Source organism: Thiothrix litoralis, from assembly GCF_017901135.1.
Classification (GTDB): domain Bacteria; phylum Pseudomonadota; class Gammaproteobacteria; order Thiotrichales; family Thiotrichaceae; genus Thiothrix; species Thiothrix litoralis.
Genome location: NZ_CP072801.1, coordinates 1,212,112 through 1,229,173 on the forward strand (window position 1 = coordinate 1,212,112; position 17,062 = coordinate 1,229,173).

General features: G+C 52.9%; 16 protein-coding genes. 5 read left to right on the top strand and 11 right to left on the bottom strand.

What is annotated here, in order from left to right; genetic code table 11:
- The first annotated feature begins 1 nt into the window (after position 1).
- Positions 2–1,303: a histidinol dehydrogenase gene (hisD, locus tag J9253_RS05735; RefSeq protein WP_210223700.1), complete on the top strand. Its 1,302-nt coding sequence runs from the start codon at positions 2–4 to the stop codon at positions 1,301–1,303.
- 82 nt (positions 1,304–1,385) lie between these two features.
- On the opposite strand, the gene J9253_RS05740 is transcribed toward hisD, so the two are convergent.
- Genes J9253_RS05740 through J9253_RS05755 form a run of 4 tightly spaced genes read right to left on the bottom strand, consistent with a single transcriptional unit; the run spans position 1,386 to position 4,726 of the window.
- On the bottom strand, positions 1,386–2,189 hold the full coding sequence (locus tag J9253_RS05740; RefSeq protein ID WP_210223701.1) for a segregation and condensation protein A: 804 nt from the start codon (positions 2,187–2,189) through the stop codon (positions 1,386–1,388).
- The gene (locus J9253_RS05745; RefSeq protein WP_210223702.1) at positions 2,186–3,409 is read right to left on the bottom strand and encodes a tryptophan--tRNA ligase; all 1,224 of its coding nucleotides are present in this window, start codon (positions 3,407–3,409) and stop codon (positions 2,186–2,188) included. The genes J9253_RS05740 and J9253_RS05745 overlap by 4 nt, the downstream gene beginning before the upstream one ends.
- Positions 3,410–3,425: 16 nt before the next feature.
- Positions 3,426–4,097 carry a site-2 protease family protein gene (locus J9253_RS05750; protein WP_228291517.1) on the bottom strand — a complete coding sequence of 224 codons (672 nt, stop codon included), beginning with the start codon at positions 4,095–4,097 and terminating at the stop codon, positions 3,426–3,428.
- Between the two features lie 2 nt (positions 4,098–4,099).
- Positions 4,100–4,726, bottom strand: a complete 627-nt coding sequence (locus J9253_RS05755; RefSeq protein ID WP_210223703.1) for an L-threonylcarbamoyladenylate synthase — start codon at positions 4,724–4,726, stop codon at positions 4,100–4,102.
- Between the two features lie 51 nt (positions 4,727–4,777).
- Here J9253_RS05755 and J9253_RS05760 point away from each other — a divergent pair, with 51 nt between their 5' ends.
- The 4 genes from J9253_RS05760 to ygfZ are packed head-to-tail and all read left to right on the top strand — an operon-like array spanning position 4,778 to position 7,749.
- Positions 4,778–5,407: a septation protein A gene (locus tag J9253_RS05760; RefSeq protein ID WP_210223704.1), complete on the top strand. Its 630-nt coding sequence runs from the start codon at positions 4,778–4,780 to the stop codon at positions 5,405–5,407.
- A gap of 27 nt (positions 5,408–5,434) precedes the next feature.
- Positions 5,435–5,734, top strand: a complete 300-nt coding sequence (locus tag J9253_RS05765; protein WP_210223705.1) for a YciI family protein — start codon at positions 5,435–5,437, stop codon at positions 5,732–5,734.
- Positions 5,735–5,767: 33 nt separating this feature from the next.
- A complete protein-coding gene (locus tag J9253_RS05770) occupies positions 5,768–6,661 on the top strand; it encodes a peptidylprolyl isomerase (protein WP_210223706.1) in 894 nt (297 codons plus the stop codon).
- Between the two features lie 59 nt (positions 6,662–6,720).
- The gene (gene ygfZ, locus J9253_RS05775; protein ID WP_210223707.1) at positions 6,721–7,749 is read left to right on the top strand and encodes a CAF17-like 4Fe-4S cluster assembly/insertion protein YgfZ; all 1,029 of its coding nucleotides are present in this window, start codon (positions 6,721–6,723) and stop codon (positions 7,747–7,749) included.
- Here the strand turns inward: ygfZ and J9253_RS05780 are convergent.
- The 7 genes from J9253_RS05780 to J9253_RS05810 are packed head-to-tail and all read right to left on the bottom strand — an operon-like array spanning position 7,728 to position 17,046.
- Positions 7,728–8,873, bottom strand: a complete 1,146-nt coding sequence (locus tag J9253_RS05780) for a glycosyltransferase (protein ID WP_210223708.1) — start codon at positions 8,871–8,873, stop codon at positions 7,728–7,730. The two genes, ygfZ and J9253_RS05780, sit on opposite strands and share 22 nt — an antisense overlap.
- The gene (locus tag J9253_RS05785; RefSeq protein ID WP_210223709.1) at positions 8,840–10,285 is read right to left on the bottom strand and encodes an oligosaccharide flippase family protein; all 1,446 of its coding nucleotides are present in this window, start codon (positions 10,283–10,285) and stop codon (positions 8,840–8,842) included. Before J9253_RS05785 ends, J9253_RS05780 begins: the two co-directional genes overlap by 34 nt.
- A gap of 12 nt (positions 10,286–10,297) precedes the next feature.
- Positions 10,298–11,365: a glycosyltransferase gene (locus J9253_RS05790; protein ID WP_210223710.1), complete on the bottom strand. Its 1,068-nt coding sequence runs from the start codon at positions 11,363–11,365 to the stop codon at positions 10,298–10,300.
- Positions 11,362–12,564: an O-antigen ligase family protein gene (locus J9253_RS05795; protein WP_210223711.1), complete on the bottom strand. Its 1,203-nt coding sequence runs from the start codon at positions 12,562–12,564 to the stop codon at positions 11,362–11,364. The genes J9253_RS05790 and J9253_RS05795 overlap by 4 nt, the downstream gene beginning before the upstream one ends.
- On the bottom strand, positions 12,561–14,345 hold the full coding sequence (locus J9253_RS05800) for a DUF4091 domain-containing protein (protein WP_210223712.1): 1,785 nt from the start codon (positions 14,343–14,345) through the stop codon (positions 12,561–12,563). Before J9253_RS05800 ends, J9253_RS05795 begins: the two co-directional genes overlap by 4 nt.
- On the bottom strand, positions 14,330–15,397 hold the full coding sequence (locus tag J9253_RS05805) for a glycosyltransferase (RefSeq protein ID WP_210223713.1): 1,068 nt from the start codon (positions 15,395–15,397) through the stop codon (positions 14,330–14,332). Before J9253_RS05805 ends, J9253_RS05800 begins: the two co-directional genes overlap by 16 nt.
- Positions 15,394–17,046, bottom strand: coding sequence for a glucosamine inositolphosphorylceramide transferase family protein (locus tag J9253_RS05810; RefSeq protein ID WP_210223714.1), 1,653 nt, complete (start codon positions 17,044–17,046; stop codon positions 15,394–15,396). Before J9253_RS05810 ends, J9253_RS05805 begins: the two co-directional genes overlap by 4 nt.
- Between the last annotated feature and the right edge of the window lie 16 nt (positions 17,047–17,062).

The window sequence follows — 17,062 nt, forward strand, 5'->3', positions numbered from 1 at the left end:
CATGCTCAATATTACCGAATTAAACACCAGCGCCAGTGATTTCTGGGCAAAGCTGCAAGAGCTGCTGGCATGGGAAAGCGTCTCCGATGACGCCGTATTCAACACCGTCAACGGCATCCTCAAAGACGTGCGCAAGCGGGGCGATGCTGCTGTGGTCGAATACACCAACCGTTTCGACCGCATGAGCGTTACCAGCATGGCGGAGCTGGAAATCCCTGCTTCACGTTTGCAAGAAGCGTTGACCAAAATCACCCCGGAACAGCGCAGCGCACTGGAACAGGCGGCGGCTCGCCTTAAGTCCTACGCGCAACACCAGATCATGGAATCGTGGGACTACACCGAAGCCGACGGCACGCTGCTGGGGCAACAGGTCACCGCACTGGATCGGGTGGGCTTGTACGTGCCCGGTGGCAAGGCAGCCTACCCCTCTTCCGTGCTGATGAATGCCGTGCCTGCCAAAGTTGCCGGTGTGCCGGAACTGATCATGGTCGTACCCACGCCGGACGGCGAGGTGAACGAATTGGTGTTGGCAGCGGCGGCTATTTCCAACGTTGACCGCGTGTTTGCCATCGGCGGCGCACAGGCTATCGCCGCTTTGGCTTACGGCACGGCCACCGTTCCACAGGTCGATAAGGTCGTCGGCCCCGGCAATATCTACGTGGCAACCGCCAAGCGCATGGTATACGGCACGGTCGGCATCGACATGATTGCAGGACCTTCCGAAATTCTGGTGATATGCGACGGTAAAACCAACCCGGACTGGATTGCGATGGATCTGTTTTCACAGGCCGAACACGATGAAGACGCCCAATCCATTCTGGTATGCCCGGATGCCGCCTTCATCGAACAGGTCAAAGCCAGCATCGCCCGTCTGGTGGAAGAAATGCCGCGCAAGGCCATCATTTCCACCTCGCTGCAAAACCGTGGCGTGCTGATCCATGTGCAGGATATGGATGAAGCGGTGAAAGTGGCGAACTACATCGCACCAGAACATCTGGAGCTTTCCGTGGAAAATCCACGTGAAATGGCGAAGCAAATCCGTCATGCCGGAGCCATTTTTATGGGGCGTTATACGGCTGAAGCGGTGGGTGACTACTGTGCAGGGCCGAACCATGTCTTACCGACTTCACGTACTGCACGTTTTTCCAGCCCGCTGGGGGTGTATGACTTCCAGAAGCGTTCGTCGCTGATTGATTGCTCGGCGGAAGGTGCTTCAGCACTGGGCAAGATTGCCTCGGTGCTGGCACGGGGCGAAGGGCTGGTTGCTCACGCACGTTCGGCGGAGTATCGGATTAAGGAATAGCCAGCCATTCCCGTCGAACCTAAACAATCCACCCTCTAGAGAGGGTGGGATTGAGATAACGCCTAAAAAATTGCCATTCATGTCACTGCAAGAAACTTGAAGAGGCAGCCTGAATATACAGCCGCGCATACGTCTCGTCGCCTTGCACAACATCAATCAAATGCGCTTTGAGCAATTCCAGCACCGCCATCAAGGAAACCACTACCCCGCGCCGCCCTTCTTCTACCCGGAACAGGTTTTCAAACGGTACGAAAGTGTGCACCTGCAATAGCGCCAACACATGCGTCATACGCTCGCGGATAGACAAGTGTTCGCGCCGAATCTGGTGGGATGTAAACATATCCGCGCGTTTCAATACATCTTGAAATGCCAACAGCAGTTCGCGTAACCCCACTTCCGGTTGCGGGCGCGGCGCTGTGGGGAAATCAGCGGTGGTTTGCGCCACCCAGTGTTCACGTTCCAGACGCGGTAAGGTGTCCAGATCAGCCGCCGCTTGCCTGCACTGCTCGTATTCCTGTAACTGGCGCATCAATTGAGCACGGGGGTCGTCCTCTTCCACTACTTCCGTGGAGCGCGGCAACAGCAGCCGCGATTTGATTTCCGCCAGCATCGCGGCCATCAACAAGTATTCCGCCGCCAAATCCAGCTTGAAATCTTTCATTAGCTCGACATAGGCCACGTATTGCTCGGTAATCTGCGCAATGGGAATGTCGCAAATGTCGAAATTCTGGCGGCGGATCAAGTACAGCAGCAAATCCAGCGGCCCCTCAAAGGCTTCTAGAAACACTTCCAGCGCATCAGGGGGGATGTACAAATCCTCGGGCATGGTGATGAGTTGCTCACCACGCACCACCGCCCACGGCATTTCTTTCTGAACAACACTCATCGCTGATGATGGGTAAAGCGCATCGCCTCCATCACGTCCGCCAGCGTTTCGCGGGCAACCTGACGCGCAGCTTCCGAACCTTCGCGCAGAATGTCGCGTACCCGTCCACGGTTTTCTTCAAACTCGGCAGCACGCCGTTGGATCGGGGCAAGCTCAGCCTGTACCGCTGCAATCACCGGCTGCTTACATTCCAAACAACCGATGCCCGCACTGCGGCAACCTTCCTGCACCCACTGCTTGGTGGTCTCGTCGGAATAGACTTCATGGAACTGCCACACCGGGCATTTCGCCGGGTCGCCGGGGTCAGTGCGGCGTCCGCGTGCCGGGTCAGTCGGCATGGTGCGGATTTTCTTTTCCACACTCTCCGGCGCTTCCCGCAAGGCGATGGTGTTGTTGTAGGATTTGGACATCTTCTGCCCATCCAGCCCCGGCATTTTTGAGGCTTTGGTCAAGGCAGCCTGTGGCTCGGGCAGGATAATTTTGCCGGAACCTTCCAGATAACCAAACAAGCGTTCACGGTCACCCAGTGACAGGTTTTGCTGCGATTCCAGCAAGGCGCGGCCTATTTCCAGCGCTTCGCCACTGCCTTGCTCCTGATACTGGCGGCGCAGATCACGGTACATTTTCGCCTGCTTCTTGCCCATTTTAGTGGCAGCTTGTTCAGCCTTTTGCTCGAAATCCGGCTCTTTCCCATACAAATGGTTGAAGCGTCGCGCCACTTCGCGGGTCAGCTCAATATGCGCTACCTGATCTTCACCGACGGGTACGCGGTCGGCTTTGTAGACCAGAATGTCAGCCGATTGCAGCAGCGGATAGCCCAGAAAACCATAAGTCGCCAAATCGCGTTCCTTGAGTTTTTCCTGCTGATCCTTGTAGGTTGGCACACGTTCCAGCCAGCCCAGCGGGGTAATCATCGACAGCAGCAAGTGCAATTCGGCGTGTTCCGGCACATGCGACTGGGTGAAAATCGTGGCAGAACTGGGGCTAATGCCTGCCGCCAGCCAGTCAATCGCCATGTCTTCAACGTGCTGGGAAATACCGCCGGGTGTTTCGTAATGGGTGGTCAGCGCGTGCCAGTCCGCCACGAAAAAGAAGCACTCGTAATTGAGCTGCATTTCCACCCAGTTTTTCAGGACACCATGATAATGCCCCAAGTGTAACAGTCCAGTCGGGCGCATCCCGGAAACAACGCGCTGGTTGTGCGAAGGCGTAGTACTCACATCAAACCTTTATTGATTAAATAATAGAAGTAAGCAGTTGGTACAGTGTACCAATGATTGGGCCAATAATCTTATCCAGCACCCCCAATAACAACAACACAATCAGAATGGGAAAGCCATAAGGTTCAACTTTATCCAACAGATCGGCCATGTTACGCGGTACTAAGCCTGCCAATACCCGTCCGCCATCCAGCGGTGGGATAGGTAACAAGTTCAACACCCCCAACACCAGATTAAATACCAAGCCGATCTGCGCCATGGTTACAAAACCATCCGCAATATTGGCATCTGGTATTAAGGCCACGAACACCGGAATCATAATGACCCAGAACACTGCCATGAGAAAATTAGACGCAGGCCCAGCCATAGCCACTATCGCCATATCACGACGCGGCTGCTTCAAATTGCGGGTATTGACGGGAATGGGTTTTGCCCAACCAAACGCAAAGGGCTGCCCCGTGGTCAACATCGACATCAGCAACATACCCAAAGGCAATGCCACCGTACCAATCGGATCAATATGTTTAAGCGGGTTAATGGTTAACCTTCCCAACATTTTGGCGGTACTGTCACCGAGCTTGTTGGCAACCCAACCATGCGCCACTTCGTGCAGGGTAATGGCGAACAATACGGGTATTACCCCTGCCACAATCAAACGAATGACGTAACCTAAATCCATTCCTTCCATGCTTAGTGCTCCACCAACCAGTCAATATTACCCTTGCCTTCACGCAGGATAACCGGCCTTGCGTCCATCAAATCCACCACGGTGGTCGGCTCATGCCCGCAGAAACCACCATCAATGATCAAATCCACCTGATGCTCCAGCGACAAGCGAATCTGGTAAGGGTCTACCATCGGCAAATCTTCCCCCGGCAAGATCAGGGTGCTGGACATCAACGGCTCGTTCAATTCCTGTAACAAGGTCTGCGTGACAATGTGCTCAGGCAAACGCACCCCAATAGTCTTGCGCTTGGGGTTCTGCAAACGGCGCGGGACTTCACGAGTGGCTTGCAGGATGAAGGTATACGGCCCCGGTGTCAAAGACTTGATCAAGCGGTAATTCATATTATCCACTTGCCCATAGAGGGAAATCTCCGACAAATCGCGGCAAATCAAGGTGAAGTTATGCTTGCTGTCGACTCTACGGATGCGCTGGATACGTTCCATCGCTGCCTTGTCGCCAACTTGACAACCAATCGCGTAACTGGAATCCGTCGGAAAAACGACGACCCCGCCATCACGAATGATCGCAATCGCCTGACGTATCAAGCGTATCTGGGGATTTTCTGGGTGAATTTGAAAATACTGACTCATTGCACAATTATCGTTTAGAATGTTTAACTTTAACCGATTATACCCATACGTATGAAGTTCCTGTTTGACTTTTTCCCGGTTGCACTGTTCTTTATGGTGTACAAATTTTTCGGTGAGCTGCCACCCGCGTGGATTGCAGCCGCCAATCAGTTGCCTCTCATGACACTTAACCAGAGTGAACCGAAGGATGCCATCTTGCTGGCGACATTGGTAATCATTTTGGCGACCATTGTACAGAATGCCTTATATTTCACCATGCATCGGCGTTTTGAGCGGATGCATTTGATCACGCTGGCTATCCTGCTGGTGTTCGGCACGCTGACCCTGTTCCTGAAAGACCCTATTTTCATCAAGTGGAAAGTCAGCATTATCAACTGGGGCTTTGCGCTTGCCTTCGTGGTCAGCCAATACGTGGGCGCACGCAAAACCCTGACCGAACGCATGATGGCCAGCGCCATTCAAGTACCCGCACCTATCTGGCTGAAAGCCAACTGGCTGTGGGCAGGCTTTTTCACTTTCGTTGGCGTCATCAACCTGATTGTTGCTTACAATTTCAGTGAAGAGACTTGGGTAGATTTCAAACTGTTTGGCGTGCTGGGGCTAACTTTCGCCTTCATCATTGCTCAAGTGTTCTACCTGCAACGGCACGCACTCGAAACCACCGAAGAACCGACTAAATAGTTACAAAACGTTAAGGACACTATCCCCATGTTATATGTCATTATTGGCGAAGATGTTGAAAACAGTCTGGCACAACGACTTGCAGCACGCCCGGCACATCTGGAACGGCTGCACGCGTTGCGTGACGCAGGCCGTCTGTTTGTTGCTGGCCCCAACCCCGCGATTGATAGTAACGATCCGGGAGACGCGGGCTTTAGCGGCAGCGTCATCATTGCTGAATTCGACTCACTGGAAGCGGCACAAAGTTGGGCTGACGCTGACCCTTACAAGGCAGCCGGGGTTTACCAACACGTGACCGTCAAACCCTTCAAAAAAGTTTTACCCTGATTTATTGAATACTGACAGAGGAAAAATCTCACAATGCGTTTCAAAACTAACAATATCATCGCAACCGGGCTGGTTGGGTTAACGCTTATCGCGACTAGTCTTTACGCTGATGACAACAAAGTCACCGTCGCAACCGTCAATGGCACTGCCATTACGCAAGACACCTTAAACACCGTCATGGGCATGGTCGGTGGTATGCCGGGGGCACAGCAGGTTGACAAAAAATCTGTTCTCAATGACCTGATCATTACCGAACTGGCACGTCAGGAAGCTAACAAGGCGGGCTTGACCGAACGTCAGGAAATCAAGGACAAAATCAAGGATGCGACTGACCGTCTGGTGTTGAACACTTGGACTCAGGAAAAAGCCGCCTCGTTCAAACCAACCGATGACGAGCTGAAAAAAGCCTACGAAGACCGCACCAGCGGCGAGAAGGTTGAATACAAAGCCCGCCACATCCTGATGAAAACCAAGGAAGAAGCCGAAGGCATCATCAAGGAACTCGACAACAAAATCGACTTTGCTGATCTGGCCAAGAAATCTTCCGATGGCCCATCCGCGAGCCAAGGTGGTGACTTGGGTTGGTTCAAACCTGGCACAATGGTCAAGCCCTTTGCTGAAGCGGTTGCCAAAATGGAACCGGGCACTTATACCAAAGAACCGGTACAAACCGATTTCGGCTGGCACGTTATCAAACTGGAAGAGCGCCGTGACGTAAAGCCACCAGAACTTGAAACCCTCAAGCCACAACTGGAACGTGAATACCAACAGAAAAAAATGCTGGCATACATGGATGAGTTAAAAGCCAAGGCAGACATCAAAGTAACCTTGCCTGCCGAAACAGCCAAACCAGCAGCAGAAGCCAAGCCAGCAGCAGAAGCAGCCGCGCCAGCACCGGCTGATGCGAAGCCTGAAGAAAAGAAATAAGATTATGGCAGGGGCGAACAGCGTGTCGCCCCTGCATCACAATCACCAATGGAGTTGTCATGAAAGCAGAATGGAAAAATTTTCTTATTGATCACGGTGCAGAGTTCACTGGCGATTCACTCATTTCTTTTGGCAACCCTGACCGCGAACGCCGCATCCCCCCCCAAGGTGCCATCCTCTGTGACCTGTCACACTTCGGTTTGATCAGCGTCAGCGGCGAAGATGCCACAACCTTTTTACAAGGTCAGTTGACCAACGACATTAATCAAGTCACCGATAGCCTGTCGCAACTGAGCGCCTATTGCACCCCCAAAGGCCGTACACTCGCCACCTTTTTCATCACCAAACGCCAAGGCGTTTACTACCTGAGCGTATCGCGGGATTTGCTCGAACCCATCCTCAAACGCCTGCGTATGTATGTGATGCGCTCTAAAGTAGCGGTGGAAGATGCCAGTGCCAGCCTGGTGCATTTCGGTTTTGCCGCGCCGGATGGTGATGTACGCATCAAGGAAATCCTCGGCAAAGTGCCCGTTAACGCCTACGATACCCTACAAATCGGTGGCCTGACCCTTATGCGCCAGCCTGCACCGATTCCACGCTTCAAAGTTCTCGGTGAGTTAGATGAAGCCCGCAAACTGTGGGAACGCATCAACGTCAATGCCGCCTGTGTCGGGCGAAGCAGTTGGGAATACTTCAACGTCATGTCCGGCGTACCCATGGTTACGCAAGCCAGTGCTGAAGCATGGGTTCCGCAAATGCTGAACATGCACCTGATCAACGGCGTGAGTTTCAGTAAAGGTTGCTTCCCCGGTCAGGAAATCGTTGCCCGCCTGAAATACCTCGGCAAAAGCAAGCGCCAGATGTACCGCATCGGTATCCCCCATTGCATCAACGTCCCCGCTGTCGGCACCCACTTTGGCAGCGCGACTGACCCGGAAGCAGGCACTATCCTCAACGCCACCCTCAACCCGGATGGTTACGTGGAAGCACTCGCGGTCATGAAAATTGCCGAAGTCACCACCCCCTTGCACTTCGGCGACTACGCGGTGAAGGTGCTGGAATTGCCTTACTCACTGGAAACTGAGTAAGTTTCACCCCGCAATAATTGGCGGTAAGCCGTTACCACTGCATCCAGACTGTAACGGCTCGCTACCCGCTGCCGCGCCAATTTCCCCAGCACTTGACGCTGCGCAACACTCTGTTGCAACAAGGTCGACCATGCCTGCGCCAAAGCAACCGAATCATTGACGGGTACAATTAACCCAGTATCCGCCACGAACTCAGCAATATCGCCCACATCCGTGGCCACACAGGGAACGCCTTCCGCCATCGCTTCTGCCAGAAACAGCGGAAATGCCTCACGTTGCGACGACAGCGTAGCAATATCCAGTGCCGCAATCAGGCGAGCAGCATCCGTGCGTACTCCCAGCAAATGCACTTTGGCCTTATCGGGAATGTTTTCCAGCAAGGCTTGCAGGGCTGGATTACCTGCATCCATGCCCTCCCCCGCCAGCAGAAAATGCGCGGATGCACCAGCCTCCTGCAATAGCTGGATAGCCTGCATCAGATTGGGAATGTCTTTTTCAGGCACATAGCGGGTCAAGCTGCCGATCAGCATGGCATCAGCAGGAATCCCCAACTCCTCACGCACCGCAGCCGCTTGCTCTGCTCGATGATTGTTTTTACCCAAAGGAATGCCATTGGCGATCACTTGCGCGTGTTGGGTCACATAACCCAGTTCGGCATGACGTTGCATACTGCGGCGTGACACGTACACAATCCGCTGCGGGAAGCGCGACAGCCAACGCCCAAGTTTGAGGATAAAAGCATGTTGGGCACGTTCCAGTGTGGCTTTTTCGGGGGTATGGTGCATTCCCCACAGCAGTACAGGGCGGCATCCGGCGAACAGCCACGCCAAGGTTGCCAACACATTGCCATGATGCATCCAGCCGTGAATCACACTCGGTTTAATCGTTCGTACCAGACCAAACAGGCGCGGCAACAACCACGGCAATTGTTTCAGCCGGTTCAAACCCAGCACATGCACCGGAATGCCTGCCTGTTCAAACTGTTGCTGGACGCCGTTCACCTCCACCAGCGAGATCACAAACGGGCGGTATTCGCTGCTGAATTCCGAGCTTGCCAGATTCAACAAAGCTTTTTGCGCACCACCAACACTCAGCGAGGTGATGACATAGAGAATGTTGCCCATCCCAGCCTCCCTTTGAGCAATTGGCGCACATTGCCAATATCCAGCAGCCAGACCAACGTCGCATAGGTCAAAACACCCAGCAGGATTTGCAAGGCAACCCGGTATGCGCCATGCACCAACGATTCCGGCAATTGCCCCATCAGCCCGTACATGACCAAAGCCGCCAGCAGGATTTTGCCAACATCCAGCACTGGCATGGTCAATGCAAAATGCTGCCTGCCCAGATAATAACCGTACACCAGACAAATCAGGTACGCCGCAATCGACGCCAACGTTGCCCCCAGCAAACCGTAAGTAGGGATCAATACCAGATTCAACACCACATTCACCACTGCCGCCACACCCACGACCTTGACTGAGCCAGCAGTATACTTTGCCAACTGGAACGACAAGGACACATAGAACAAATAGGTACAGTTGGCGAAAATAGCGATACCAATCCACGGCAATAAACTGATAGAGGTAGGCACAAATGCCGCCCCCACCAGTAACGGGATAAACGCATCAGCGATCCCCACCAGCCCAAAAATCGCCGGGATCGACACCCCCATCAACAGCACAAAATACTGCTGGAGACGGGCTTCCGCTTGTTGCTGGCCTTCTTGCTCCAGCGTGCGAATCACCACCGGATAAGCCGCCAGATTCAGCGAACTGGTCATCATCATCAAAATCTGGAACGGCAGGTTATAAGCGACTGCATATTCACCCGCTTGCCCATACCCCAGCAGCCAGCCAATCATCACCCGGTCAGACGTATGAATCACTTCCAGCAAGACCAGCGACAAACTCAGCGGCAAGCCATACACCAACAGGGATTTCAATACATCCCTATCCAGTCCGCGCCAGGAAAACCGAAAATGCCGCCACAATGCCCCGGAAAGCATCAGCACCAGCAAGACGCCCAACACCACACCACCAATCGCACCGAGCCACGAATAACCTGCCCAGACCAGCAATAAACCACTGCCCATGGTCAGCAAAGTGCGGGTCACTTCCGCCCACACATAGTGGTTAACCTTCAGGGTAATCGAGTTAATCCGCTGATAAGCCTCGTAGAAAGCCGAGCTGAGGAACACCACAAAAAATCCCGCCGCGACAGCCACCTGCCCAGTCACCAAGGCAAATATCAACGCCAACAAACCCACAAACGCGGCAATCGTCAACACCGATACGCTGATCAACTGCTCCACCGCACCTGCTGTCACTTCCTGCTTGTTCCAGAAGCGCATAATGCCGACATACAGCCAGCCAAACGCAAACAGGCTAACGCTCGATGCCACCACCAGAATGGTGGTGAAAACACCGTATTCCTCTGCCGACATCCAGCGCGTATAGGCCGCCAACACCACGAAACTCGCCAAGGCGGGAGCCAGTTTTGCTAACAAATACAGTAAGCTGTGTTTAACGTACATACATCACCGCGCTCATGCCGCCAGCCATGCATCAGCGACAGCAGCAATGTCATTGCCACGCACTGACTCCCTGCCCTGTTGACGCATCCGCGCCTGTTTCTCAGCGTCATAAAACAGCTCATCAATCCCGGCGGCAATCGCGCCTACGTTGCCTTTTTCCACCAGCAAACCGTTTTCACCGTGACGGATAATCTCGCGCGGCCCCGTCGGGCAATCCGTTGAAACAATCGGACATCCCAGCGACAAGGCTTCAATCAGCACCAGTGGATAGCCTTCGTAGTCGCTGCTCATTACCTGAAATTCGGCTTTCGCCATGTACTTGTAGGGGTTAGGGTCAAAACCAATCATGATCACCCGCTCTTCCAGCCCCAGCGTTTTGATCTGCGCTGCCAATAATACCTGTTGGCTGCCACGACCTACAATAACCAACTTACAATCGTGCCGCGCCTTGCTTTGTGCAAATGCCTCGATCAGCAAATCAAAACGCTTCTGTTTTTCCAGACGCCCGACAGCCAGGATAAAACGCCCGTCAATACTGAGTGTTTCCTGGGCTTTTTCGCCGATCAAGCGGGTATTCACCGGGTTGTAAATGCAGTTAACATTTTTCAGGTGCGCCTGCTTTTCCAATAAATCCTGCATCTGACGCGATACCGCAATCACCCGTTTGGCGCGGGGATACAACCAGCGAAAAGCCAGCCATTCACTGCGGGTCATGGTACTGGGGTCAAGGTGTACGGATAACACCGAATCAGCGCAAGCCAGCGCACAAGGCACATTGGCGGCTTCCAGAAAGGAAAAGATATGATCAAACTGCTCACGCTGGAACAGCTTGCGGAATTGCCATGCCCGCTGCAACAGAATGTAAACCTGCGTAAGCAAACCGCCCGGTCGTTCGGGAATATCCAGATTAATGATCCTGACCGGCACGTCATGGCGAGTGATCTCCGGTGGCAAACGTGCAAACTTGACCACCGTCACCTCATAATCACGTAGGCGAAACTCCTCGGCAAGATCCACCGCTACCTTTTCTGCCCCACCCGGCGCAGCCAATTCCGCAATGACGATCGCTATTTTTTTCATACCTTGATGGATACCCTGTTTATGTCTTCGGTTTTTTGCACGTTATTTTTAATATAAAGGTTCAGGACAGCCAGTGCGTAAGCAAACCAGATATACATCCGATCCTGCAACGTCAGCGACATCTGTCCGATCACCATAATCAACAACATCAGTAATAATAACCAGCGCTCATCACCCGACAAACGCCACACTGATGCAAACGCAATAACGATCACTGCCCAATACAATACTGTCCCGATAATGCCCTGCTCGGCAGTAATCGCCACAAAACTGTTATGCGCCGTATAATCAATATTGTATGGATTAATAATCCGTCGAAAAGAGCCTAAACCATGGCCGTAAATCGGGCTTTCTTCCCATTCCTCATACGCATTTGCCCATATTACGCTACGCTCATTCAAGGTACCGCTGGAAATTTCTTTGCCGGTCGAAAAAATACGCTCAATGGTTTTGGCTGGAATCACATTGGCAATCCCGACCAAAGCTACCACTACCACCAATGCACTGGCAGCTTTGCCCATCACCCCGGAACGCAAAATGGTAGGCAAAAATCCTGCCAAACCTAACACCATGACAACAGCGCCGGTGCGCGAACCTGTGATCAAGATGGTAAAAGCCGCTGCCGGTATATAAGCCAATCCCAATAAACGCCACCACCACGGCTTGGTTTGTGTCACCAAGTAAATAGCCAAAGGCAGCACCATCGCCAGTTTGACGGATACCTCATTAGCATCGAATTGCTTGATCTCCTGACGCACTGTATTTCCGCCTATCTGATAATCCTTTACCATCAAATAAATCAGCCAAAATGAACCCAGTACCAGCGCAATATACAGTTTCTGCATATCCTGCCGGGTATTTACCAATTGAAATAACAGCAAACTGATCATCAAAATATACAGGTTACTTTTCAATGCCTGCTCACTACTCACTGCCTGCGATGTCTCATACGGAACCGGCATCTCTGACCAGGTATAAGACAGCACTACCCACGCCACATACAACAAAACGGCTGAATGGAAAGCAGGCATGGCATGGAGACTATTACCCATCATAATCAGCACCGCCGCCAAACCAAAGGCCATCAAACCGGCGATTTTAACCAATGACATGCCAGCGATTTCCACGGCACCATCCGTCGGCAAGGCAAATGCCAGCAGCATCATGAAAAAAATGGCGGCACTACGGATACTGTTCATCGGCTTGCCAGACGTTCACCCAACGCCTGCCTGACTTGCATTAATAATGCCGGGTTGTTATCCCAGTCACCAAAATGACGGGCAATTTGCCCTAATTGCTGTTGCACAAATTCCGTTTCACCCGCCTGCAACAATAGGTCGATATACGCATAATCTTCCACCGACTCACGTATCCACTTCAAACGCAGTGAAGCCAGCGGCCCATCGAAGCCAGCTTGCGCCTGTTTCGCCGGATACACCAACAAGCCATCACCATTGAAACGAATGCCGGGCGGATTGTCGCTGATAAAACTGGCGGCATCATTCCACACATCCGTACCCTTCGCCCACGCCAGCGTGTCCCAATACCCCAAACCCGTTACCCCGTAACGGTGGAATAGCCAGGTAGGAATCCGGTAATTGATCGCCGGAAAATCCAGTTGCCATACCGGCGGATAATGGCCTTTCAACACATCCGCACGCGGATTGCGTTGGCGGTATTCATCAAAGTCCAGCACCAGCGCGGTATACGCCCAGACTTCTTCACCCGCAGCCAAACGCTGCCCCACCACGTTTTTACCCAAATGATCCACGTCTTGCCAAAGGTCGTAGAACTTGGGAATCCACACATCCACAGCCCCCAGCAAACGGCCCAAAGTCGGGTTTTCGTTTAACGGCGGTTCGCTCACCTGAAAACGGATTTTTTCACCCTTCGGCAAACGCACTTCATCGAAAAACTCGCCCCAGCGCCGCGCATACTGATACGCCTCGCGGGTATCCGGCTCATCCACAAACGAAGGATCCGTGTAACAATGCTCAGCCCCGGCTTCTGCCGCACACCATGCCGCATACTCGCGCATGAATTGCTGCGCCCGCTGGCGGTCTTTGCCCAAAGGGTCTGTAAACGGGTAACTGTCCGCAAACACATAGGTATAAGCGGTCGCGTGTTTATCCTGCATGTAATGGCGCATGTTTTCCGTGACTGTCCCCAGCCCTGCAAAGTTGCGCTGGAAATCAGGCTTGCCTTCCGCATCCGCTTCCGGGGATGCATCCCACAGGCTTTCTGGCGTCAAATAATGATCCAGCATGAAATCATTGTAAGCACGAATCAGACGATTGTCTTCCGCCGATTTCCCGGTACGCTCAAAGCCGTAAATTTCCGCCACCCGATAGCCGTTCGTCCCGAATACCGTGCGCAAAGGGGAACGTTCCGGCAGCGTAAAATTCCACACCGTCAACGTAATTGGCAATTCCAGTGATGTCTGCCCATCAGCACTCACCTGCACTTTGCCGGTATAGACACCGGGTTTAGTACCTGTTGGCACCTGCACATCCACCCACACCGGCAAGTTTTCGCCCGCCGTCAGGTTTTGCGGGAATGCGCGGTAAGCAGCGGCAATTTTCTTAGCAGGGTTCGCAGCAGGCAACAAAATATCCGGCCAGTACTGCGGCGGGTAAGGCGAATGCGGCGAGGGCGTACTGACCTTGACGTAACGCTCACGAAACACTTGTACCGTGTCGATTACCTCACCCGCCGCGCTACGCAAGGGGGAAACACTCGCCTGCACATTCGTCGCACCTTGCGTGCCGCCGGTAATCACGAACTGAAAGCCTTCGTACTCGTTGCAGGCAGCAAACAGCGTGACAGCATCCGTACCCACCACGGGTTCAAAGGGGGCAAACCTGTCCAGCGCACCAATGGCCTTTACCTGCAAACCCGTGACAGCCTTGTCCGGGGAACAGCCACCCAAACTGAGCAGCAGGCAGCCATAACAACACCAGCGGGTCAGAGCGCGAGCCATTGTTCCGCCACCTTTTCGATGTCGAGATATTCAACGGAAGGTGTCGCATTTTGTTGAAAATGGGCGTGTACATCAGCATCCAGACAGACTCGATCCAGCGCTTCTGCCAAGGCGGGCACATCATGGGTAGGCACTAACAAACCATTTTCACCCTGCACAATGATTTCGCGCGGCCCGGTTTCACAGTCTGTTGAAATCACCGGACGCCCCAAGCCCAACGCTTCAATCAGGATCACCGGAAAACCTTCGTGTAAACTGGAGAGCACCAAACAATGCGCATGAGCGATATAAGGGTAAGGGTTGCGCATAAAACCGGGCAGGATCACCTGCTGTTTCAGATCATGATCCTCGATATGCTGTTCCAGCGCAGCACGTTCCGGCCCTTCGCCCAGAATCAGGAGTTTAAAGGTTTGGTGGGCTTGTGATTGTGCATAAGCATCAATCAAACTCACGAAGTTCTTTTCCGGGCTAAGCCGCCCCGCCGCCACGATATATTGACCCTCGATCGTCACTGATGGGCGTTCTTTCGCCAACTCACGGATACGGTGCAAATTGACCGGGTTATACAAGCAACCAAGGTTTTTCAAGCGCAAATGCTCTTGAAAAATCCGCATCCCGTCCTGAGACACCGCCACCACCTTTTTAGCACGCGGGAACAACCAGCGGGCAAACAACCAGTCAAAGCGGCTGAAATTCCGCTCCGGGTTACAGTGATTGGCTGCAATGGTCAAACGACTCGCCAAGATAGAAGGAAAACTGGCGTGTTCCATCACGCTGATAATCGTATCAAAGTGCTTCAGCTTGAAAATACGCCGAAGCTGGAAAGCACGATCCAGAAAATTAAACAGCCTAGGTACAAAACCATTTTTGGAAGGCCGTTGAATGTCGATCAATTGCCCGGCATAAGGGTAATACCGGCGGCTACCATCAAACAGGATGAGGGTCACATCATGCTGCTTGGCAAACTGGAACGACAGGTCAGACACCACTTTTTCAGCGCCCCCCATGCCCAGCGAGTAAACCACCAAGGCGATTTTTCTGCGTACTGTCATGTCAATTTCGCCATCCAACGATCCAATATACCTAAACGACGGTGTACGTGTACCGCATCCGTCACCGAAACTCCCATGCCGATACCCAGCGTGTGCATACCATTCATGTCATGCTCACCATCCGGTAGATAACTGCTTACCATTTCCTCGTGATACGTCTGTAAATCCAGTTGCGTGATCAGGTTTACATTCAGGCCGCGACCGTAAACACCCGCACAATTTTGCGAAGGCCGGTACAAGTTGCCAGCCTCCCTGAAAATACGCCCGGCAGGACGCGCCCGCGCTGCACTCGCCACCACCGGGTTCTGCGGGTGTGCCTGCCATTCGGTGCTCAGGGGATCATCAGCATGAAACAGATAAAGCGCTTCGCTCGGCGAACAGCTTTGGTGCTGGCGCATACTGGCAAACATCCACCAGCGGCCTTCGTGTTCCAGCAAGGTCGCGTCATACGCCTCCACCCCTTCCATCAGGTTTTTCTCGAAAACCCAGCGGTGCGGAAATTCCTCGCAGCGGTACACTTCCACCGTGTGATTGCCTGCCGTTTCAGGAATCAGGTAATACTGCCCCTGATGTTGAAACACAAAGGGATACGACAAGTGATACGGTTTTTCCAGAATCGTTACCGGCTCAGTGTGCGAGCCATCCGCATTCAGGCGCACACATGCCAGATGCCCAATGCCACGGGCATAAACCAGTTCCTCAAAAAATATGTACTGCTCACCAGCGTGTTCGAGCACGAAGGGGTCAGCCCAAAAACGGTCACGCGGCGGAATCCACTTGTGGAAATGTTCCTGCACCCCGGCATCGGTTGCATTAGCCGTCGTTTTGGTCATTAACACCCACTGTTCATTACGGAATAAGGCGTTATACAACTTCCTGAGAAAATTCCGGGGATAGCGCAATAAGATCCGTAGCGTCATGGACAAGCCGGGTGAAGCAGAAGCGTAATGCCGGATAGGGTTTGCCGCTGGCTGGATACGCTCCCTGACATTACGGAAAAAATCAGCCTCACCCACAAGGGCAAGCTCATGCAAACGCTGTGGAATAAAATCTGCCATCTTCCACAAAGTGCGCTCAACGCCACGGTTAATGGAAGCCATGTCGGTACTGGTGGTGGCGGAAAAAATGCATTCCGGTGAATCTTGCCCCGCCATGCAGCGCTCAACGCCCGAGATGATTTCATCGCGACGATCGGCGTATTCGTGAATATTGGCGTAACGGTCTGATAAACATGCGGGGCTACCGTAAAAATACCGCCATATACCGTACTTGGCAGCACTCAATAATTCGGGTAACGGTGCCTGTCCACTCAGGTCAATCGCCACGTCCAGCCCTTGATCGGCCAACAATGCCTGATAACGTTTACTGCCAGCATCGCATAAGGTGACATCACCCAGCAGGGGAAGAATATTGGTGGGAACTCGTGCTGTTATTGGGCATTTAAACAGCTTGCCATCAAAATATTGCAATACCTTCAACAAGGCTGTATTCATTTTGCGCTGACAAGAAAAAGCATCAGGCTGACGAAAAATAACCCCAACCAGCACCACACTGCGGGACGCCAGCAAACGTTCCAGCATCCAGTATTGCCAGGCGGAAATATATTCGCCATCAACAATCAGGGCAGCCCTGAAAGTGCTAACCGACATAATATGCTCACTTAAT